We start from the raw sequence: 21,126 nt of genomic DNA on the forward strand, positions 1-21,126 counted from the left end.
GGCGGGGGAGCCGAGCGGCTCAGCGCAGCGGGTGCAGCTGGGCGACGATCGGCCGGTGGTCGCTGCCGGCGTCGTCCCGGTCCGTCACGACGCGGAACCCGGTGAAGCGCCAACCGTCCGTCGCGAGGATGTGGTCGATCGGGGTGCCGAGCAGCGGAGGGATCGCCGCGGGCCACGTGCCCACCGCGGCGTTGCCGGTCGCGGCCGCGCCGTCGATGCAGTTGCCGAGGCTGGTGATCTGTCCGTCCCCGGTGCGCGCCCCGCCGTAGTCCGCCATGTGGTCGAGCGTGGCGTTGAAGTCGCCCGCCATGATCACGTTGCCCGTGTCGCAGCGCCCGCCGAGCCACTCGAGGTCGCTGCGCCAGTTGTCCATCTCGACCGGAATGGGGGCGACGGGGTGGACCGCCATGATGGTCGGGCCGTTCCCGTCCGCAGGCTCGGCGATGACGGTGGGCAGAACGGCCGTGTTGCCCTCCTCCTCGTTGACCACGTACTCGCCGTAGGCCTCGCGGATCAGCAGAGTGGTGGAGCGGGCGGCCGCGATCTCGTCGTAAGCGGTCGTGTACACCTGCATGGGCACGCCGGCCGCGGCCATCGCGGCCGCGACGTCGAGCCCCATCGGTTCCGTCGTCTCGGGCAGGGCCACGACGTCCGCCTCCACCTCCACCGCGAGGGCGGCGACGTCCGCCGCGTCGGCTGCGCCGCCGAGGGTGTTCCAGGAGAGCACGGTGACGTCCCACTCGCCCTTCTCCGCGAACTCCGTGTTGCCGAAGCCCCGGGTGCTGAGCACGGCCGCCGACAGGCCGACGAAGGCGAGGAGCAGCACGAGGATCGAGCCGAGGAAGCGGCGGGCGCGACGGGCGGCGATGGCGACGAGACCGATCAGCACGATCGCGAGGAGGGCCGCGACGGTGGCCGCACCGCGCAGCGAGACCACCTGGGCGACGAGGAAGACCTGCTCGAGGTTCAGCAGCTGCGGCCACACCGCGACGAGGAGCACGGCCGCTACGACGACGATCACCAGCGCTGCGAGTACCCGACCGATCATGACCGGACCACTGTAGTGGCGGGCGGCTGAGCATCCGCATTCGCCTACGATTGCAGGATGCCGTTTCCGCCTCTGTCGGGCCCGATCGACCTGCACACCCACAGCAGCGTCTCGGACGGCACGCAGGCGCCCGGCGAGCTCGTGCGGGAGGCCGCGTCCCTCGGCCTCGGCGCCGTCGCCCTCACGGACCACGACTCCACGGCGGGCTGGGCCGAGGCGTCCGCCGCCGCCCTGGACGCGGGCATCGCGCTCCTGCCGGGCATGGAGCTGAGCACCCGTATCGAGTGGGCGAGCGTGCACATCCTCGGCTATCTCCTGGATCCGGCGAACGAGGAGCTGGCCGCGGAGACGGCCCGGATCCGTTCCGGTCGGCGTGATCGCGCCGAGCGCATCGTCGAGCGCATCGCGGTCGACTACGACCTCACCTGGGACGACGTGCTGGAGCAGACCAGCCCCGGTGGCACCGTCGGGCGTCCGCACATCGCCGACGCGCTCGTGGCCCGCGGCTTCGTCTCCGACCGCAGCACGGCGTTCCAGACGATCCTGCACTGGCGGGGCGGCTACTTCCAGCCGCACTACGCGCCCGACCCGCTGACCGGGGTGCAGCTGCTGCGCGCCGCGGGCGGGGTGCCCGTGCTCGCGCACCCGGCGACCGGCGGGCGCGGCAAGGTGATCCCCGAGCAGAACCTCGCGAAGCTCGTGGACGCCGGCCTGTTCGGTCTTGAGATCGATCATCGCGAGAACACGCCGGACGGGCGGGCACGGCTGCACGAGCTCGCCGGGAAATTCGGGCTCGCCGTCACCGGGTCGAGCGACTACCACGGAAGCGGGAAGCCGAACCGGCTGGCCGAGAACTCGACGTCGCCCGCCGTGCTCGAGGCGATCCTCGAGGCCGGCACGGGATCCGCCCCCGTCCTCCCGTAGCCCGGCGGTCCTCACCCTGAGGTGCCCAGATCGGTCCCGTTTTCGCCCCGGGAACGACCGAACCCGGCACCTCACGGGGAGGTGCCGGGTTCGGGGCGGGTCGTGCGTTCGGGTCCGGTTCCCGGCTAGACCGCCGGGGTGCTCGGGCGCGAGCCGCCGCTACGGCGGCGACGGTTGCGCGAGTGCGGGCGGGTCTGGCCGTCGCCGTGCTCGCCGCCGTGTCCGCCGTGTCCGCCGTGTCCGGCGTGCGCGGTGCTCGCGGAGTCCGCCGCCGGCGCCTGGGCGCGCTCGCCGGACTCGGCGCCGCTCGCGGAAGCGCCGCTGCCGGAGCCGCCCCGCGTGCGGGTGCGGGTGCGGCCGCCCTCACGGGGCGGGCGGGAGGAGCCGTCGCGGCCGGAGTCACGGCCGGAGCCGGAGCCCTCAGACCGCACGACGGGCGTGCTCTTCAGGCGGCCCTTCGAGCCGGCGGGGATGTTGAGCTCCTCGTAGAGGTGCGGCGAGGAGGAGTAGGTCTCCTGCGGCTCGGGCTGGCCGAAGTCGAGGGCGCGGTTGATGAGCGCCCACTTGTGCATGTCGTCCCAGTCCACGAACGTGACGGCGATGCCGGTCTTGCCCGCGCGGCCGGTGCGGCCGACGCGGTGCAGGTAGGCCTTCTCGTCCTCGGGGATCGTGTGGTTGATGACGTGCGTCACGTCGTCGACGTCGATGCCGCGGGCGGCGACGTCGGTCGCGATGAGGATGTCCTTCTTGCCCGCCTTGAAGGCGGCCATGGCGCGCTCGCGCTGCTCCTGGTTGAGGTCGCCGTGCACGGCGGCGGCGTTGAAGCCGCGGTCGTTCAGCTCCTCGACGAGGCGGGCGGCGGCGCGCTTGGTGCGGGTGAAGACGACGGTCTTGCCGCGGCCCTCGGCCTGCAGGATGCGGCCGATGACCTCGTCCTTGTCCAAGCTGTGCGCCCGGTAGACGACGTGCTTGATGTTGGCCTGCATGATGCCCTCGTCCGGATCCGTCGCGCGGATGTGGATGGGGCGGTTCATGAAGCGGCGCGCGAGGGCGACGACCGGGCCGGGCATGGTCGCCGAGAACAGCATGGTGTGGCGCAGCGGCGGGGTCTGGGCGAACAGCTTCTCCACGTCGGAGAGGAAGCCGAGGTCGAGCATCTTGTCGGCCTCGTCGAGGACCATGACCTTCACCTTGGCGAGGCTGAGGAGGCGCTGACCGGCGAGGTCGAGGAGGCGGCCCGGCGTGCCGACGACGATCTGGGCGCCGGCCTTGAGCTGCTCGATCTGGCCCTCGTACGCCTTGCCGCCGTAGATGGAGACGATCTTGGTGGCGCGGTTGGATGCGGCGAGCTCGAGGTCCTCGGTCACCTGCACGGCGAGCTCGCGGGTCGGCACGACGACGAGCGCCTGCACGCCGGGCTCCGGGTCGAGGCCGAGACGCTGGATGAGGGGGAGACCGAACCCGAAGGTCTTGCCGGTTCCCGTCTTGGCCTGGCCGATGATGTCCTGGCCGGTCAGGGCGAGGGGGATGGTCTGGGTCTGGATGGGGAACGGTTCGAGGATCCCCTTCGACGCGAGAGCGTCGACCATGTCCTGTTCGATATTGAGTTCTGCAAAAGTCAAGTGAAAGCCCTGTCATGTGGCGAGCCGGAAGCGTCCGGCTGGGTGAGGCGCCCGTCACGAAAGGGGGCGCTGGTGCCTCCTTCCGATGAGGAGACCGCCCCAGTTTAGCGGCCCGACCCTGATGACCCCATGCGGCCCCTACACTGAACGCGTGTTCACCTTGTTCCGCCGTGGTCCGCAGGGCGCGGATGCGCCCCGCCTCAAGCCGCGTTCCGAGGCGAAGCGCGCCACCGTTCAGCGGGTCAGTCTCGAGGAGTTCACCCCGGACGTCCTCGCCTACCTCGGCCAGGTGGCCTATCTCCAGCTCGCGATCTTCGAGCTCCTCTCCCGCGCGGTGAGCACGGCTCCCGACATCGCGGGCAAGGAGGCGGTCAGCACCGCCGCCGGCATCGCGCTCAACCGGCACCAGGCGCTCGCCGCCGAGATCAAGCGCCACGGCGACGACCCCGCGACGGTCATGAAGCCCATCGCCGGGGCGATCGACAGGTTCTGCCGTCTCGTGCAGGGCGCCGATTGGTACGAGACCCTCGTGTCCGCGATCATCACGGCGGGGCTGCTCGACGACTTCTACGTGCGGCTGGCCGCGGGCCTGCCCGCCGAGTACCGGGACCGCGTCATCATCATCCTGGACTCCGGCGACGAGCGGCAGGGCCTCATGGATGCGGTGAAGCGCGGCATCGCCGCCTCCCCGTCGCTCGGCTCCCGCCTCGCCATGTGGGGACGCCGGCTCGTCGGCGACACCTTCCTCGTCGCCCGCTCCGCGATGATCGCGGCGGCCGACTCGTCCGCCGTCGAGGCGCGGCTCGAGCCCGTGTTCACGGAGCTCATCGCCGCGCACACCCGGCGCATGGACGCCATGGGCCTCACCGCCTGACGCCACCCGGTCCCGAGCCCAGCACATCGCGTGAGGTGCCCGCTTCGGTCCCGAATCCGGTGAAGAAGGGACCGAAGCGGGCACCTCAGCGGATGGTGGGGTGATGCGCTGCGGTCAGCCGCGGGTGAGGCGCGCGAGGAGTTGCTCGTCGTCGCGCACGCGGCGGCGGCCGAGCATCAGCTCCGTCGCGACGCTCGCCAGGCCGGCGAGCACGAGCGAGGCGACCCAGATCCAGCCGCCGTCCCAGGCGAGGCCCGCCCAGGTGAGGGCGACCCACACCACGGCGGCGACGCCCGCGCCCACGGCGGGCGCGACGGCGACGCCGATCTCGGCGCGGTGCGGCAACGCGTAGCGGGCCGCGGTCCCGAGGATCAGTCCGCCGAGGGTGACGAAGAGGAGTTCCATCCGGAGACGGGAGGGGTCAGGCGACGAAGCCGACCCGGCGGGCCTCTTCGCCGCCGAGCTCGATGTAGGCGAGGCCGTGCGTCGGCACGAGGTAGACGCGGCCCTTGACGTCCGTGAGCGTGAAGAACGCGGTCTTGCCCTCCACGGCGTCGGTGACGACCTTCTGAATGTCCTCGGGGGCCTGCTTCGACTCGAAGCTGAGCTCGCGGGGGGCGTTGGTGATACCGATGCGGATGTCCATGGGGTGCCTTTCGTGCGTCGATTCGACGGTAGGGAAAGGCTATCGGTACGGCTCGGGCGGTTCGCTCCCGTTCACTGTCGGCGGAAGGTTATAACTTGATCGCCGTGGCGATTCGAGGATTCACAAGCGGCGGTCGGGAGCACGGCCCGACCGTTCTCGACGCGTCCCAGGCCGCCGTGCTCGACCTGCCCGCCGACGCGACGGCGGCCGTGCTCGGCGCCCCCGGCTCCGGCAAGACGGCGACGCTCATCGAGCTGGTCGCGCATCGGCTCGAGCAGGGCCTGTCACCGGAGGAGCTCCTCGTCCTCACCCCGACCCGCGCGGGCGCGACCGTGCTCCGGGACCGCATCGCCCTGCGCATCGGCGTGCCCACGCTCGGGCCCCTCGCCCGCACGCCGCAGTCGCTCGCCTTCGAGATCGTCGCGGATGCGGCCGCCCACTCCGGGGACGAGCCGCCGCGGCTCCTGACCGGCGGCGAGCAGGACCAGATGCTCGCCGAGCTCCTGCAGGGCGAGATCGAGGACGGCGTCGACGGATACTGGCCCGAGCACCTCGGCCCCGACGTGCGGCGGCTGCGCGGCTTCCGCACAGAGCTGCGCGACCTCATGATGCGGTGCACCGAGCACGGCGTGACCCCGGATCGGCTCGGCCGGCTCGCGGAGCGGGAGGACCGCTCGGAGTGGGCGGCCGCCGCGACCTTCCTCCGCGGCTATGACGACGTGAAGGCCAGCTTCCGCGACCGCTCGTTCGACTCGGCCGAGCTGCTCAGCGAGGCCACCTCCCTCGTCACGGCCGCAGGCGCGGGGCTCGCCGACGAGCTCGGGCGCTTCGGCCGGCTGCGCCTGCTCCTGCTCGACGACGCCCAGGAGTCGACGCGGTCGACGCTCGCTCTCGTACGCGCCTTCGCCCGGCGCGGGGTCGCCGTCGTCGCGTTCGGCGACCCGGATGTGGCCACCGGATCATTCCGCGGCGCCCTCCCCGACGCGGTCGCCCGGCTCGGCGTGCACCTCGGCGTGCCGTCGGTGCCGACGGTCGAGCTGACAACCGTGCACCGCCAGGGGGAGGAGCTGCGCGCGCTGACCGCGGCGGTGTCCGGCCGCATCGGGTCCGCGGGCGCGGGCACCCAGCGCCGCGCCGGGGCCGCGGATGCGGTTCCGCCAGCGGATGCGGCGGCGGCAGCGGCGGAGACCGAGCCGGGCGCCGAGCGCCGCCAGGACGCGCAGCGCGGGCAGGACGGGCGGGATGCGCCCGCCGTCGTCGCCTACGAGCTGCCGTCCCCCGCGGACGAGCTCGCCGTCATCGCCCGGCGCCTGCGCGAGCGCCACGTGTTCGACGGGATGCCGTGGGGGCGCATGGCCGTGCTGGTGCGCTCGGGCGGCCAGGTGCCGGCGCTCGCGCGCGGCCTCGCGACCCTCGAGGTGCCCACCCGGGTCTCCGGTGCCGGCACCGCCGTGCGCGACGAGTACGCCGTTCGCGCCATGATCCTGCTGCTCGAGGTCGCCCTCGGGCGGGTGCCGCTTGATGCGCCCGCCGCCGTGACCCTGCTCACCGGCCCGCTCGGCGGGCTCGATGCGGTCTCGCTGCGCCGGCTCAAGTCGGCACTGCGGCACGACGAGCTCGACGCGGGCGGCGACCGGCCCGCGGACGACCTGCTCGTGGAGAGCCTGCGGGCGCCCGGCGTGCTCGCGCTCATCGACACCAGGGTGGCGCGCCTCGCCGGGCGGCTTGCCGAGAGCATCCGGGCGGCGGAGGCCCAGGCGGCGGACGGCGCGACCATCGAGGAGCTGCTCTGGGGCGTCTGGCAGCGCAGCGGGCTCGCCGGGCCCTGGCGCGAGCGCTCTCTCGGCTCGGGCATCGTCGCCGAGGAGGCGAACCGCAACCTCGACGCGATCGTCGCGCTCTTCTCGGCCGCGCGGCGCTTCGTCGAGCGCACCCCGGACGCTCCGGCCGGCGTCTTCCTCGACGCCTGGACGGGCAGCGACGTGCCCGAGGACACGCTCGCGCCGCGGTCCCTCGTCGACGCGGTGACCGTGGGCACGCCGTCGTCGGTGATCGGCGACGAGTTCGACACCGTCGTGGTCGCGGGCGTGCAGGACGGCGTGTGGCCGAATCTCCGCATCCGCGGATCACTGCTCGGCGCGCAGGACCTTGCCGCGCTCGCGGGCGGCGAGGCGGACGGCGACGGCATCGACGCCCGCACGGCCGTGCTGCACGACGAGCTGCGGATGTTCGCGCAGGCCGTGTCCCGTGCGAGCCGCGAGATCGTGGTGACGGCCGTCGCCAACGACGACGCCCTGCCCTCCGCCTTCTTCCGACTCGTGCCCGCGGGCGACCCGGGCGACCTCGCCCGTTCTCCGCTCTCGCTGCGCGGCATGGTCGCGCGGCTCCGGCGAGAGCTCACCGGCACGGGGAGCGCCGCCGCCGCGCGCGGGCTCGCCCAGCTTGCCGAGCAGGGCGTCCCCGGTGCCGACCCCGCCACCTGGTACGGCATGCTTCCGCCGAGCACGACGGAGCCGCTGCACGACCTGACGGACCCCGAGGCGGAGGCCGTGAGCGTGTCGCCCTCGCGCATGGAGTCGTTCGAGACCTGCCCGCTGCACTGGTTCATCGACACCATGGGCGGCGACAGCACCTCGACGGCGACGGGGCTCGGCACCGTGCTGCACAAGGTCATGGAGACGGCGACGGACACGAGCGCCGACGGCCTGTGGCGCGACGTCGAGGCGCGCTGGGGCGAGTTCCGCTTCGAGGCGCCGTGGCAGTCGGAGGTCGAGAAGATCCGGGCCAGGGAGATGACCACGAGGCTCTCCCACTACCTCGGCGACTTCGAGCGGGCCGGCGGCACCCTGCTCAGCTCGGAGAAGCGGTTCCGCCTGCCGATCCGGCTGGAGACGGGCGAGGCCGTGCTGAGCGGCAGCATCGACAGGGTCGAGCAGCTCGCGGACGGCAGCGCCGTGATCGTCGACCTGAAGACGGGGTCGCACGTGCCGACCACGGACGCGGCCGTCGCGGATCACCCGCAGCTCGGCGCGTACCAGCTCGCCTTCGCGGCGGGTCACATCGAGGGGCTGCCGGAGAACCTGCCCGCGGGCGGGGCCAAGCTCGTCATCGTGTCGAAGGGCACGCAGAAGAAGCCGTACCACGACCCCAAGCAGAGCGCCTTCACCGACGAGGAGATCCGGTCCTTCCAGGAGCGCGTGGCCGAGACGGCCGAGGGCATGGCGGGGGCCGTGTTCGTTGCCCAGGTCGGATCGCACTGCCTCGACCCCTGGTCATTCGGCAGCTGCCGCATCCACGTCGTCAAGGCGGTGTCGGCGTGATCGGCGCGGCGGAGCTCGCGGCCCGGCTGGGGCAGCCCACCCCGACGGTGCAGCAGCAGGCCGTCATCGAGGCGCCGCTGACGCCCGCGCTCGTCGTCGCCGGGGCGGGAAGCGGCAAGACCGAGACCATGGCCAACCGCGTGTTGTGGCTGCTCGCCAACGGCCTCGTGCAGGAGAACGAGGTGCTCGGGCTCACCTTCACCCGCAAGGCGGCGGGGGAGCTCGGCCAGCGCATCGGCCGGCGCATCGGCCAGCTGCGCGAGGCCGGACTACTGCCGGCGGACGACTCCTTCGAGCAGCCCACGGTCTCCACCTACAACTCGTTCGCGAACGCGATCTTCCGCGACAACGCCCTGCTCGTCGGGCGCGAGCCGGAGTCCGTGCTGCTCAGCGACTCCGCCGCGTGGCTGCTCGCCCGATCAGTGGTGCGGTCGAGCACCGACGAGCGCCTCGTGCCCCTCGGCAGGTCGCTGAACGCCGTGACGGACGCCGTGCTCGAGCTCAGCAGGGAGCTCGGCGAGAACGTCGTGGAGTCGTCGCGCGTCGTGCGGCTCGCCGAGGACTTCCGCTCGATCGCGGAGCTCCCGTACTCCGACTCGCCGGCCAAGCGCACGCCGTACGCGTCCGTCACCAAGGCCCTCGGCGACGTGAGTGCGCTGCCGGTGCTCGTCGACCTCGCCGACCGCTACGCCGCCGAGAAGAAGCGGCGCGGCCTCGTGGAGTTCTCGGACCAGGTCGCGCTCGCGCTCGCGGTGTGCGAGCGCCGGCCCGCCGTCGCCGCCGGCTACCGCGACCGGTTCCGGGTCGTGCTCCTCGACGAGTACCAGGACACCTCGGTGGTGCAGACCCGGCTGCTCGCGGCGCTGTTCGCCGGACACGGCGTCATGGCCGTGGGCGACCCCCACCAGTCCATCTACGGCTGGCGCGGAGCGAGCGCCGCCAACCTCGCCCGGTTCGGCGACGACTTCGGTGCGGGCGACCCGGTCGCCGAGTTCGCCCTCTCCACGAGCTGGCGCAACTCGACCACCATCCTCGCCGCCGCCAACGCGGTCGTCGGGCCCCTCACTGCGGCCAGCCGCGTGCGGGTGGAGCCGCTGCGGGCGCGGGACGGCGCGCCCGAGGGCACCGTGCTCGCCCGGTATGCCGAGACCGTGGAGGAGGAGGCCACGGGCGTCGCGGAGTGGCTCGCTGCGCGGCTTGCGGTGCGGAAGCCGGACGGCGAGTCGAAGGACGCGGCCATCCTCTTCCGGTCGCGGAGCGCCATGGGGCTGTTCGCCGAGGCGCTGGAGGCCCGCGGGGTGCCGCACCACATCCTCGGCCTCGGCGGGCTGCTGCAGGCGCCCGAGATCGTCGACCTCGTGAGCGCGCTGCGCGTGCTGCACGACCCGTCCGCGGGGTCGCACCTCATCCGCCTGCTCTCCGGCGCGCGCTGGTCCATCGGCGCGCGGGACCTGCAGCACCTGTCCCGCGTCGCGGGCTGGCTGCACAACCGCGACTGGTCGCAGCGCCGCCTGAGCGAGGAGCTCACCCGGCGGATGCGGGAGTCGGTGGCGAGCGACGACGGTCGCTCCATCGTCGACGCCCTCGACTTCGTGACCGAGGCGCCGGACGGGCACTCGCAGCTCGAGGGCTTCAGCCCCATCGGGCTGCGCCGGTTGCGGGCGGCGGGGGAGCAGCTGACCTTCCTGCGCTCGCGCACCGGCCTCGCCCTGCCCGACCTCGTGCGCCTCGTCGAGCAGGAGCTGCTGCTCGACATCGAGGTGGCGGCGCACGACAGGAGCGTGCACGGGCCGGCGAACCTCTACGCGTTCCACGACGAGCTCGACAGCTTCCTCGCGAGCGACGACCTCGCCACGCTCGGCAGCTTCCTCGGCTGGCTGGAGCGCGCGGAGCGCCAGGACACCATGGGGCCACGCAGCGAGAATTCCGAGCCGGGCACGGTGCAGCTGCTGACCATCCACGGTTCCAAGGGCCTGGAGTGGGACGTCGTCGTGGTGCCGCGGCTCGTCATCGACGAGCTGCCCGCGAAGGCCAAGGAGGGCTCGGGCTGGCTGCGCTTCGGCAAGCTGCCCTACGAGTTCCGCGGCGACTCCGCCGAGCTGCCCCTGCTCGCCTGGCGCGGCTGCGAGACGCAGAAGGACTTCGACGGCAGGCTCGCCGAGTACACGGCGGCGCTGGCCGACCGGCACCGGGCGGAGGAGCGCAGGCTGGCGTACGTCGCCGTGACGCGGGCCCGCGAGGAGCTGCTGCTCACCGGGTCGTTCTGGTCGCACACCACCCGGCCTCGCGCGGCCAGCCCGTTCCTCACCGAGCTGTTCGAGGCCGGGCTGCTGAACGAGTTCCCGCTGCTGACCCAGCACGAGGAGAATCCGCGGGCCGGATCAGCCCTCACCGCCTCGTGGCCGCTGGACCCGCTCGGGTCGCGGCGCACGCGCGTCGAGCGCGCCGCCGTCGCGGTGCAGGAGGCGATCGGTTCGATGCGGACCGGCGAGGACGCCGACGCGGGGCGCTGGCAGCGCGACATCGACCTCCTGCTCGCGGAACGCGACGCCGCGGCCGAACGGGCCGAGCTCGTGGAGCTGCCGACCCGCATCCCGGCGTCACGGTTCAAGGACTACGTGACCGACCCGTCCGGCGTCGCCGCGGCGCTGCGCCGGCCGATGCCGGAGCGGCCCTACCGCCAGACCAGGCTGGGCACGCTCTTCCACGGCTGGGTCGAGTCCCGCTTCGGCGGTTCGGGCACGGGCGACCTGCTCGACTCCCTCGCGCACGAGTTCGACGCGGATCCGGAGCAGAGCCCGGTGGACGAGGCGGAGCTTGCCCGCCTGCAGGCCACCTTCGAGCGCTCGGAGTGGGCGAGCCGGAAGCCGGTCGAGGTCGAGGTGGAGGTGCACGTGCGCGTCGCCGACCAGATCGTGATCTGCAAGATCGACGCCGTGTACGAGATTGACGGCCGGTACCGCATCGTGGACTGGAAGACGGGCAAGGCGCCCGCCGACGCCGCGGAGCTGGAGCTCCGCCAGCTTCAGCTCGCCCTGTACCGGCTCGCGTTCGCGCGCTGGCGCGGAATCGACCCGGACCTCGTCGACGCGGAGTTCTACTACGTCTCCGAGGACCGGGTCATCCGACCGGACCGTATCTACTCCGAGGAGGACCTGCGCTCGCTGTGGCTGGACTCGCTCGGCGGCCGGCCCGCGGAGAGCACCGCGACGGCGTGATCGAGTGATCCGCTCCTACTCGGGAGAGGACCTGCGCTCGCCGTTGCTCGGCTGCATCGGGGAACGGCGCGAGGCGAGCATCCGCTCGACCTGATCGACGTCCATGGCGGGCAGAGTCTGGTGCGACAGTGAGGCGCTCGACTCGTCGCCGACGCTGTCGGCGAGTCCGCCGAGCATCGAGACGGCGTCGTCGATGACCGCGCGGTCGTGCCGGTCGGTGCCGTGCAGCAGCCAGCGCGCGATCTCGAGCTCCGCGTACAGCAGGGCCCGCTGACGCAGCTGCCGGTCGACGGTCACCTGGCGGGCCGCGTTGTACGCGTCGAACACCGACTCGGCGACGTGCGCCCGGCGCGCGCCGAGCACCCAGTTCAGGTCGCGGGCGGGGTCGCCCACGCGGAGCTCGGACCAGCCGAGGACCGCCGTCACGGCGTCGCCCTCGGCGAGGAACGACGTCGACTGCAGCGAGCCGTGCACGACCGCCGGCTGGAACTGCCAGAGCGAGGTGTCGTTGAGCGCGTTCTCCCAGCGGCGCAGGAGGGCGGTGGGCACGAGGCTCGTCCCGGCCGCGCGGTCGAGGAGGCCGCCTGCGGCGCGCTGCGCGTCGGCCGCGGACAGCACGGGGAGCCCGGCGTCGCCCACGAACGCGGTCGGCAGGCTGTGGATCGCGGCGACGGCGCGGCCGATGGAGGCGGCAAGCCCGTCGCCCGGGGCGATGTCGTCGAGCTGCACGGGGCTGCCGGGGAGGAACTCGTAGACGTAGGCGCGCGTCGGGGCGATGGGCGCCTCGCCGAGCCACGTCGCCACGCGGAAGGGCAGGCGGCTGCGCACGCCCGTGCTCAGCGAGCGCAGCGCCACGAGGTCGGCGGTCTGCTCGTCCTCGGCCGACTTGGTCCTGGGCACGCGCACGATGAGGCGGCGGCCCGCGCGGTCCTCGAGGAGAGCGGAGTCGTAGTCGCCGTGCTGTCCGGAGCTGTATGGGGCGGTGCGCACGATGTCGAGCCCGGGAACTGCCGAGGTGGCCAACGCGGCTAGAGTGAGATGGGATCTGGCCATGCCTTACAGGTTAGGTCGCGGAGCCGCCCCAAAGCCCCTGCGCCACGCTGTTGAGCCGAGCCCCTCCGCTTTCGTCCCCGCCGCCGCCTGCACCCCGATGGGACTCTCGATGCCGAACCCCTTTCTCGCCCGCCTTCCGCTGTCCCGCTCCGGCGTGGACCGCGACTACATCTCCCGGGCACGCCCCGCCCTCTACGACGAGCTGTGGGCGGAGGAGACGACGCGGGTGCTGCCGCTCTGGGACGGGCGGACCCTCGCCCGCACGGACGAGCAGGGCGCGCCCGCGCTCGACCTGCGGCCGGCTGCGGAGCTGCAGACCGCCGTCGTGCGGATCTACCTCGGCCGGACGACGGTGGAGTCCGATCGCGAGCCGGCCGGATCCGCGGTCGTCGCGAGCGTGCTCACCGATGCCGCCGCCGCCGAGCTCGAGCCGGACGAGTCGCGCTGGGTGACCCTGCGCGACGTGGCGACCACGGTGAGCGACCGAGACGCCGGGCTATTCACCGAGGCGCTCGCGATCGCGAACTGGCACCTGTCCCACCCGTACTCGCCGAAGACGGGGGAGCCGACCATCGTGGAGCAGGGCGGCTGGGTGCGCCGGAGCCCCTCCGACGGCTCGGAGGTCTTCCCGCGCACCGACGCGGCCATCATCGTGGGCGTGATCGACGACCAGGACCGCATCCTGCTCGGCGCGAACGCGCGCTGGGCCAAGAAGATGTACTCCCTGCTCGCGGGCTTCGTCGAGCCGGGCGAGTCCTTCGAGGCCGCGGTCGTGCGCGAGGTCTTCGAGGAGTCCGGCGTCACCGTGACCGACCCGGTGTACCTCGGCAGCCAGCCCTGGCCGTTCCCCGCCTCGATCATGGTCGGCTTCCTGGCCCGCGTCGACGCGTCGTCGAGCCCCGAGCTCCGCCCGGACGGCGAGGAGATCGTGGACCTGCGCTGGTTCAGCCGGGAGGAGATCGCGCGCGGCGAGGTCGGCTTGCCCGGGTCGTCGTCCATCGCCCGTGCCATCCTCGAGGAGTGGTACGGCGGCCGCATCGAGGGCGGCTCCTGACCGATGTCATCCTCCGCTCCGTCGCCCGTCGCGCCCGCGTCGCCCGAAGCTCTGCTCGAGGCGCTCGACGACGAGCAGCGCCAGGCTGCCGAGGCCCTGCTCGGGCCGGTCGTGCTGCTGGCCGGTGCAGGAACCGGTAAGACCCGCGCCATCACCCACCGGATCGCCTACGGCGTCGCGGCCGGCGTCTACCCGCCGAACCGCGTCATGGCGCTCACCTTCACGGCCCGCGCGGCCGGGGAGCTGCGGAGCCGCCTGCGCGCGCTCGGGGCCGGCCCGGTGGCGGCGCGCACGTTCCACGCCGCGGCGCTGTCCCAGCTCAACTTCTTCTGGCCGCAGGTCATCGGCGGGCAGATGCCGCGCCTCGTCGCGAGCAAGGGCAAGCTGCTCGGGCACGCGGCCGAGACGCTGCACCTCAAGCTCGACACCGCGTCCCTGCGCGACATGGCCGCCGAGGTCGAGTGGCGCAAGGTGTCCCGGCTGTCGCTCCAGCAGTACGCGGCCGCGGTGCGCTCCAACCGCACGCTGCCCACCCGGGTCACGCCGGACGCCGCCGTCGACCTGCTGCAGGCGTACGAGGACGTGAAGGACTCCCGCAGGCAGATCGACTTCGAGGATGTGCTGCTCGCCACCGCGGGCATGATCGAGTCGGAGCCGTGGGTCGCGTCCCAGGTGCGGGAGCAGTACCGCTTCTTCGTGGTCGACGAGTACCAGGACGTCTCCCCGCTGCAGCAGGACCTGCTCGACCTCTGGCTGGGCGACCGCAACGACCTCTGCGTCGTCGGCGACGCGAGCCAGACCATCTACTCCTTCGCGGGCGCGAAGAGCGAGTACCTGCTGGGCTTCGCCAGCCGCTACCGCGCCGCTCGCGTGATCCGGCTGGAGCAGAACTACCGCTCGACGCCGCGGATCACCGAGACCGCGAACCGGCTAATGCGGGGCCGCCCGGGCGCCCTCGCCCTCTCGGCCGCGCGATCCGCGACGCCGGGCACCGAGGTCGTCGTCACCGCGTACCCGCACGACGGGGCCGAGGCGAGGGGCGTGGCGGCCGCCATCGCCGACCAGATCAGCGCCGGGGTGCGGCCCGAGGAGATCGCGGTGCTCTACCGCGTCAACGTGCAGGCCGCGGAGCTCGAGCGCGCGCTCGGTGACGCCGGCATCCCGTACCAGGTGCGCGGATCGCAGCGGTTCTTCGACCTGCCCGAGGTGAAGCAGGCCGTGCTCGCGCTTCGCGGCGCCTCCGTCTCCATCTCCGGCGAGCCGCTGTTCAAGTCGGTGAGCGACGTGCTGCGCTCGCTTGGCTGGACCCAGGAGGCACCCGCCTCCCGCGGCGCCGTGCGCGACCGCTGGGAGTCGCTCGACGCGATCATGGGCCTCGCGGAGCAGATGCCCGCGAGCACGTCGTTCCGCGAGTTCACGGACGAGCTGATGGAGCGCCAGGCGGGCCAGCACGAGCCAACGGTCTCGGCCGTCACGCTCGCGACCCTGCACTCGGCCAAGGGGCTCGAGTGGGACGCCGTGCACCTCGTAGGCCTCAGCGAGGGACTCGTGCCCATCAGCCACGCGACGACGCTCGCGGGCGTGGACGAGGAGCGCCGGCTGCTCTACGTCGGCATCACGCGGGCTCGGCGAGAGCTTCGGCTGTCGTGGAGCGCGGCCGGTCCGCATCGCTCGGCTGCCCGGGCGCCGTCGCGCTTCCTGGCAGAGCTCGACAGCCGCACTCCGGGTGCGGCTGCCACTCGCGCCGGCTGAGGCGTCCGGTCCGGCCGTCGAGCAGCAGGGAGCAGCCAGCGAGCGGGTTCCGACCCTCGGCGAGCCACGCGTCCGCCGCCCGGGCCACGAGGGCGGACGCCTCGAGCAGGGTGAGCGGCGACGACTCCGTCGGGGCGGGTCGCCCGGCCAACTGCGAGGCGAGCGCCGGCCAGGCGGCGTCCGCATCCGTGCGGTGCCGGTCGACGCAGTGCAGGCACGGCCCGACGTCGGGGACGACGAGCGGGCCCACCTGCACCCACCGGTCGCTGAACACCACGGCGAGGAGCGGGATGTCGCGCCGCGCCCAGTAGCCGTACACCCCGGGCCGCACGGCGTACCGCGCGACGACGACGGCGAGGTCCGCCTCCGCGGTGTTCGCGGTGTGCGGCCCGGGGGGTTCACCCGCCGCACCCGCGGCGCCCGCACCCGCGCCCTCCGTCGCATCCGAGGCGGCATTCCCCTCGGGGGTCGGCGCCGCGCTGCCACGCTGCACGAGGGTGTGGCCGGCCGCGGCGATCGCCGGGGCCAACCGGTCCGCGCACGGACCGTCGCCCTCGAGCACGACGCGGCCGACGGGGCGCGGCGACGGCGGACCGGGCACGAGCGCGTCGGAGACGGCATCGAGCAGGGCGACCACGTCGTCGTCGGTGCCGCCCGCCGAGGCCGCGATCATGGTGAGCCCCGACCGGCTGATGCCGAGTCGGAGCGCCCAGAGCATCCGCTCGTCGGCGGTGGTCACGCCGGTGAGCACGACGGCGGGCCGGTCGAGGCCGATCTGCACGGTGGTGGGGGAGCGCCAGAGCAGGGGGAGTGCGGGGTCGAGTGCCAGAGCCATCCGCGCAGGATGCACGAATCCGCTCCCGCCCGCGCCGCCTCTCCACAGCCGCCACGCGCCCGTCGGTGCCGGATGCGCGCCCCGCGCCGCCCCGCCGGCATGCCTCGGCGTCAGCCACCACGCGCCCCTGCCCAGGCAGAAGGGTCCTGCGCAGCCTAAAGCTGGGCAGTATCCTCCTGCCTGGGCAGGAGCGGAAGGGGAGGGAGGGTGCGGCGCTACACCGGGCGGGGGTCGTCGCCCGCGTCGGGCCCGCTGGCCTCGGGACCGGCGCCGTCGGGGCCGGCGGCGTCGGGGCCGCCGGACTCGCCGCCCGCGGGGGCGGGGCCGGGGTCGTCGCCGCGGAGCAGGTCCTCGATCGCCTGGTCCATCTCGTCGGGCTCCGGCTCGCCGGCCTGCAGCCGGGCCACGAGCGCGGCCGGGTCGTCGATGTCCGCGGAGGTGGGCAGCACGTCGGGGTGCGACCAGAGGGCGTCGCGCTGCTCGGCGCCGACGCCGTCCGAGACCGCCTGCCACATGGCCGCCGCCTCACGCAGGCGGCGCGGGCGCAGTTCGAGGCCGACCAGCGCGGAGAACGCGGACTCGGCGGGGCCGCCCGTGGCCCGGCGGCGTCGCACCGTCTCGGCGATGGCGTCCGCGCGGGGGAGGCGATGGGTCGCGGCGAGCGTCGTGACGTCGACCCAGCCCTCGATGAGGGCGAGCATCGTCTCGAGCCGGCCGAGCGCCGCAGTCTGCTGCTCGGTCTTCGGCGGGATGAGGGAGCCGCTGACCATCGCCTCGCGCAGCTCCTCGACGTTCGAGGGGTCGAGCGTCTCGGCGAGCTCCTGCAGGCGGGACGTGTCGATGGAGATGCCGCGGGCGTACTCGGTGATCGACGTGATCAGCTGCAGGCGCAGCCACTTCGCGTGGCGGAAGAGGCGGGCGTGGGCGAGCTCCCGCACGGCGAGGTAGATCTGCACCTCGGTCGCGGCGATGTCGAGGCCCTCCCCGAACCCGGCGATGTTCTGGGGCAGGAGGGCGGCGCGCTGCTCGTCCAGCAGGGGGATGCCGATGTCGCCACCGGACACGACCTCGGTGGAGAGCTGGGCGACGGCCTGGCCGAGCTGCATCGCGAAGAGGGTGCCACCGACGTTGCGCAGCAGCTGGCTGGCGCCCTGCACCATGCCGGCCATCTCCTCGGGCGCCTGCTCCGTGAGCACCCCGGTCAGGGCGTCGGAGATGCTGGTGGCGACCGGCTCGGCGAGCTGGGTCCACACGGGCATCGTGGCCCGCACCCACTCGGCGCGGCTCAGCAGCTTGGGAGGCAGCGGCAGGTCGCTGACGTAGGTGACCTCGTCGAGCCACAGGGCGGCGACCGTGAGCGCCTGCTCAAGTTCGCGGCGCTGCACGTCGCCGGTCGGGATGGCGGACTGGCGGGCGAGCGTCGTGGCCTGGTCCGTCGCGACCGTCCAGTTGATGCCCTCGCCGCTCGACTGCAGGGCGCTCTGCAGCTGCGCCATCAGCTGGCGCAGGACGGCCGGGTCGTTGGGCAGCCCCGCGGCGCCGGCGAGCTTCTCCGGGTCGAAGCCGGAGCTGCCGCTCAGGAACTCCCGCAGCATGTCGCGGAACTCGTCCTCGGGGTTCTGCGGTGTGTCGTCGGCCATGAGGAACTCCAGGATCTGTGGTCGCTCGGCCGGGCGGGCACCCAGCTGTCGTTCCTACGCTAATGCGCGGCGGCCTGGGCGATTCCCCCATTGACCTAGGCTGAGACGCCTGGCCTTGCGCCGCTGGCGAACACGCCCACCGGCGGGTGGGAGCAGGTAACGAAGGAGAGCCCGAGGTGAGCGTTTTCGCCCAGTACGCGCGCGATGCGACGCCCCGCCGTGGCGACCGGGGTCGCGCCGGTGTCGTGCTGCTCTCCGCGGCGTTCGTGCTCGTGCTGCTGCTCGGCATCGTCCCCACGCCGTACGTCATCGAGCAGCCGGGTCCCGTCTACGACACCCTCGGCACGAGCGAGCACGAGGGCACGAACCGTCCGCTCATCAGCATCCCCAGCCAGGAGACGTTCCCCACGACCGGCGAGCTGAACCTCCTCACCGTCAGCGTGCTCGGCAGCCCGGAGACGCCGCCGCACTGGCTCGATGTCGCCACCGCCTGGTTCGACCCCAGCAAGGCCGTCGTGCCCGTCGAGTCCGTGTTCCCGCCCGACGTCTCGCGCAAGGAGCGGGACGAGGAGAACCGGGTGCTCATGGTCAACTCGCAGCGGGACGCCATCGCCGCCGCCCTGCTCGAGCTCGGCTACGAGGTGCCGGGCGTCATCACCGTGCAGGGCATCGTGGAGGGGGAGCCGGCCGAGGGCATCGTCGAGGAGGGCGACCGGATCACCTCGGTGAACGGCACCGCGGTGACGGACTACGGCGAGCTGCAGGATCTCATCGCGAAGAACGGCAGCGACCGGCCCGTCGAGCTCGGGCTCACGCGGGACGGGAGCGCCATGACCCTGCAGGTGACGCCGCGGCAGCGGGAGGACGCGTCCGTGATCGGGGTGCTCGTCACCACCGACTACACGTTCCCCTTCGACGTGTCGATCCAGCTCGATGACGTGGGCGGACCGAGCGCGGGCATGATGTTCGCCCTCGGGATCATCGACAAGCTCGAGCCGGGCGAGCTCACCGGCGGCGAGAACATCGCGGGCACCGGCACCATCGACGCCCAGGGCGTCGTCGGGCCGATCGGCGGCATCCGGCAGAAGCTGTACGGCGCCGAGCGCGCCGGGGCGGACTACTTCCTCGCGCCGGCCCGCAACTGCGACGAGGTCGTGGGGCACGTACCGGACGGGCTCGACGTCTTCGCCGTCTCGACGCTCGACGACTCCCTCGCGGTGCTGAAGGCCGTGGCGGACGACACGTCGCTGGCCGACCTGCCGCGCTGCGCCGCGGAGTAAGGGGCGACGGATCGGGCGTCGACAGCGACGACCGGCGGACGGAGTCCTCAGCGGGACGCGAGCAGGGCGGCGGCGACGCCGCGCGCCGTGTCCGTCGTCCAGGCGGGGGAGCGCAACCGCATCGCGAGGTCGCCCGTGACCACGAGGAGCAGCTGCTCCGCGAGCTCGGCGCCGCGCCCGGGGTCGACGGCGTCGGCCAGGTTCTCGAGCCGCTCGCGCATCGACTCGGTGTCGCGGGCGATGGCCCGCGCGACCTCCTCGGGCGGGTCCGGGTACTCGGCCGCGGAGCCGAGGAAGGCGCACCACCGGGACCCGATGGGGCGAGAGCGGAAGGCGTCGAGCGCGTCGAAGACCGCGAGCAGACGGCCCTCGGCGCTGTCCCGGGCCGCGACCGCGTCGTCCCACGCCTCAAGCCACGCGCGGTGGCGCCGGTCGAGCGTTGCGGCGAGCAGTGCCTCCTTGCTCGGGTAGCCGCGGTACAGGGTGGCGGCGGACACGCCGGCCCGGTCGAGCACGGCGTCGATCGGCGTCGCAGCGATCCCGCGGGAGAAGAACAGCTCGTCGGCCGCGTCGAGCAGCTTCGACTCGGTGCTCGGGCGTATGGCCATGGCAGCACCCTAGACTTTGAAATGTGAAACGACCGTTTTCGTTACGTCCGGTATCTCCGCTCCCGCTCGTCGCGGCCGGGACCGGGCTGATCGCCGCCACGTACGGTCTCGTCCGGCTGGCCTACGGGCTCGTCCTGCCCGAGGTGGAGCGGGACCTCGCGCTCGGCGTCGCCATGGCGGGGGTCGTCTCCGCCGGGGCGTCGGTCGTCTACTGCGCGGGGGCGTTGCTCGGCTTCCTCCTGGCGGCGCGGCACCCGCGGGCCCTCGTACTCGCCGCGGCGCTCAGCGCGGCGACCGGGGCGGGCGGGATGGCGCTCGCCCCGACCGCCGTGGCGTTCGCCGTGTTCGCGATCGCCGGGTCCGCCGGCGCGGGGCTCGCGTCCCCCGCACTCGTCGCCGTGCTGCAGCGGAACCCGTCCACGCGGCGGAGCCCCCGCGCCCAGGCGATCGTCAACGCGGGAACGGGGCCGGGGCTGGTCGTGGCGGGGGTGCTGGCCCTCGTGCTGCTGCCGGACTGGCGGCTCGGCTGGGGGATCGCGGCCGCCGTCACGATCGCCGCCGCCGGCGCCGTCCTCCTCACCGATCGCGCCGACGCAGGCGACGCAGGCGACGCTCGCGCCGGGGATGCCAGGCCCCGCCGGCCCTTGCCGCCCGCGTCGTGGTACGCCGCCCACCGCGGCGTCCTCGCCGCCGCCCTCCTGATGGGCGTCGGCTCGGCCGCGGTCTGGACCTACGGCAGGACCGTCCTCGTCGCGTCCGGCGCGCCCGCGCCCGTGTCGGTGGCGGCCTGGGTCGCGCTCGGCGTCGGCGGGAGCGCGGTCATCGCCACGGCGAAGGGGCTGGAACGGCTCGGTCCGCGGGCGGCGTGGGGGCTCACTGCGGGCGTGATCGCGGTGTCCTCGGCGGCGCTCGCAGTCGGGGCGGGCAGCGCGGCGCTCGCGCTCGCGGCCTGCGCCGCGTTCGGCTGGGGCTACACGGCCGGCAGCGGAGCCCTCATCGCGTGGACGACACAGCTCGACGGCCCGCGAGCGCCGGCCGGCACGGCGCTCCTCTTCGTCACGCTGATCCTCGGCCAGGCGCTCGGCGCGGCAGCCTTCGGCGCGCTCATCCCCGCCGTGGGGGAGACCGCGGCCTTCCTCGTGGCGGCGGTGGCGTCCGCCCTCGCCGCCACGCCCGCCCTGCTCGGCGTGTCCCGCGGCAGCATTCCCCAGCCGGCCCGCCGTTGAACCGGTGCCGCCCTGAAGTTGCGCGT

General features: G+C 73.6%; 15 protein-coding genes and 1 pseudogene. 8 read left to right on the top strand and 8 right to left on the bottom strand.

Going from position 1 to position 21,126, the window contains the following annotated elements:
- Window positions 1–19: 19 nt before the first annotated feature.
- Entirely contained in the window at window positions 20–1,048 is a 1,029-nt protein-coding gene (locus tag DAI20_RS09480) for an endonuclease/exonuclease/phosphatase family protein (protein WP_108250306.1), read from the bottom strand.
- Between the two features lie 57 nt (window positions 1,049–1,105).
- Between DAI20_RS09480 and DAI20_RS09485 the strand changes: the two genes are divergently transcribed.
- Complete coding sequence (locus DAI20_RS09485) at window positions 1,106–1,972, top strand: PHP domain-containing protein (RefSeq protein ID WP_108250307.1); 867 nt, start codon at window positions 1,106–1,108, stop codon at window positions 1,970–1,972.
- 125 nt (window positions 1,973–2,097) lie between these two features.
- Here DAI20_RS09485 and DAI20_RS09490 read toward each other — a convergent pair whose 3' ends face one another.
- A complete protein-coding gene (locus DAI20_RS09490) occupies window positions 2,098–3,594 on the bottom strand; it encodes a DEAD/DEAH box helicase (protein ID WP_108250308.1) in 1,497 nt (498 codons plus the stop codon).
- A 151-nt stretch (window positions 3,595–3,745) separates the two neighbouring features.
- Here DAI20_RS09490 and DAI20_RS09495 point away from each other — a divergent pair, with 151 nt between their 5' ends.
- The gene (locus DAI20_RS09495; protein ID WP_240606000.1) at window positions 3,746–4,468 is read left to right on the top strand and encodes a ferritin-like fold-containing protein; all 723 of its coding nucleotides are present in this window, start codon (window positions 3,746–3,748) and stop codon (window positions 4,466–4,468) included.
- A 114-nt stretch (window positions 4,469–4,582) separates the two neighbouring features.
- Here the strand turns inward: DAI20_RS09495 and DAI20_RS09500 are convergent, their stop codons facing one another.
- Complete coding sequence (locus tag DAI20_RS09500; RefSeq protein WP_108250310.1) at window positions 4,583–4,873, bottom strand: hypothetical protein; 291 nt, start codon at window positions 4,871–4,873, stop codon at window positions 4,583–4,585.
- Window positions 4,874–4,889: 16 nt separating this feature from the next.
- A complete protein-coding gene (locus DAI20_RS09505) occupies window positions 4,890–5,114 on the bottom strand; it encodes a DUF3107 domain-containing protein (protein ID WP_108250311.1) in 225 nt (74 codons plus the stop codon).
- Between the two features lie 104 nt (window positions 5,115–5,218).
- On the opposite strand from DAI20_RS09505, the gene DAI20_RS09510 reads away from it, so the two are divergent.
- Both DAI20_RS09510 and DAI20_RS09515 read left to right on the top strand, forming a co-directional pair.
- The gene (locus DAI20_RS09510; protein ID WP_108250626.1) at window positions 5,219–8,434 is read left to right on the top strand and encodes an ATP-dependent helicase; all 3,216 of its coding nucleotides are present in this window, start codon (window positions 5,219–5,221) and stop codon (window positions 8,432–8,434) included.
- The gene (locus DAI20_RS09515) at window positions 8,431–11,652 is read left to right on the top strand and encodes an ATP-dependent helicase (RefSeq protein WP_108250312.1); all 3,222 of its coding nucleotides are present in this window, start codon (window positions 8,431–8,433) and stop codon (window positions 11,650–11,652) included. The genes DAI20_RS09510 and DAI20_RS09515 overlap by 4 nt, the downstream gene beginning before the upstream one ends.
- A gap of 15 nt (window positions 11,653–11,667) precedes the next feature.
- Here DAI20_RS09515 and DAI20_RS09520 read toward each other — a convergent pair whose 3' ends face one another.
- A complete protein-coding gene (locus tag DAI20_RS09520) occupies window positions 11,668–12,705 on the bottom strand; it encodes a phosphotransferase (protein WP_108250313.1) in 1,038 nt (345 codons plus the stop codon).
- Between the two features lie 109 nt (window positions 12,706–12,814).
- Between DAI20_RS09520 and nudC the strand changes: the two genes are divergently transcribed.
- Together nudC and DAI20_RS09530 are read left to right on the top strand one after the other, a co-directional pair.
- A complete protein-coding gene (nudC, locus tag DAI20_RS09525) occupies window positions 12,815–13,759 on the top strand; it encodes an NAD(+) diphosphatase (protein ID WP_108250314.1) in 945 nt (314 codons plus the stop codon).
- A 3-nt stretch (window positions 13,760–13,762) separates the two neighbouring features.
- Entirely contained in the window at window positions 13,763–15,511 is a 1,749-nt protein-coding gene (locus DAI20_RS09530) for an ATP-dependent helicase (protein ID WP_108250315.1), read from the top strand.
- Here DAI20_RS09530 and DAI20_RS18965 read toward each other — a convergent pair.
- Window positions 15,474–16,346 (bottom strand): annotated as a pseudogene (locus DAI20_RS18965) (TOMM precursor leader peptide-binding protein); the annotation flags it as partial. The gene DAI20_RS09530 and the pseudogene DAI20_RS18965 sit on opposite strands and share 38 nt — an antisense overlap.
- A gap of 215 nt (window positions 16,347–16,561) precedes the next feature.
- The gene (locus DAI20_RS09540) at window positions 16,562–17,986 is read right to left on the bottom strand and encodes a zinc-dependent metalloprotease (RefSeq protein WP_108250317.1); all 1,425 of its coding nucleotides are present in this window, start codon (window positions 17,984–17,986) and stop codon (window positions 16,562–16,564) included.
- Window positions 17,987–18,162: 176 nt separating this feature from the next.
- Between DAI20_RS09540 and DAI20_RS09545 the strand changes: the two genes are divergently transcribed.
- Complete coding sequence (locus DAI20_RS09545; RefSeq protein ID WP_108250318.1) at window positions 18,163–19,266, top strand: YlbL family protein; 1,104 nt, start codon at window positions 18,163–18,165, stop codon at window positions 19,264–19,266.
- Between the two features lie 47 nt (window positions 19,267–19,313).
- Here the strand turns inward: DAI20_RS09545 and DAI20_RS09550 are convergent, their stop codons facing one another.
- Window positions 19,314–19,874: a TetR/AcrR family transcriptional regulator gene (locus DAI20_RS09550; protein WP_108250319.1), complete on the bottom strand. Its 561-nt coding sequence runs from the start codon at window positions 19,872–19,874 to the stop codon at window positions 19,314–19,316.
- Window positions 19,875–19,897: 23 nt separating this feature from the next.
- Between DAI20_RS09550 and DAI20_RS09555 the strand changes: the two genes are divergently transcribed.
- Window positions 19,898–21,100, top strand: a complete 1,203-nt coding sequence (locus DAI20_RS09555) for an MFS transporter (protein WP_108250320.1) — start codon at window positions 19,898–19,900, stop codon at window positions 21,098–21,100.
- Window positions 21,101–21,126 lie beyond the last annotated feature (26 nt).

Source organism: Planctomonas deserti (assembly GCF_003067705.1).
In the GTDB taxonomy this organism is placed as follows: Bacteria; Actinomycetota; Actinomycetes; order Actinomycetales; family Microbacteriaceae; genus Planctomonas; species Planctomonas deserti.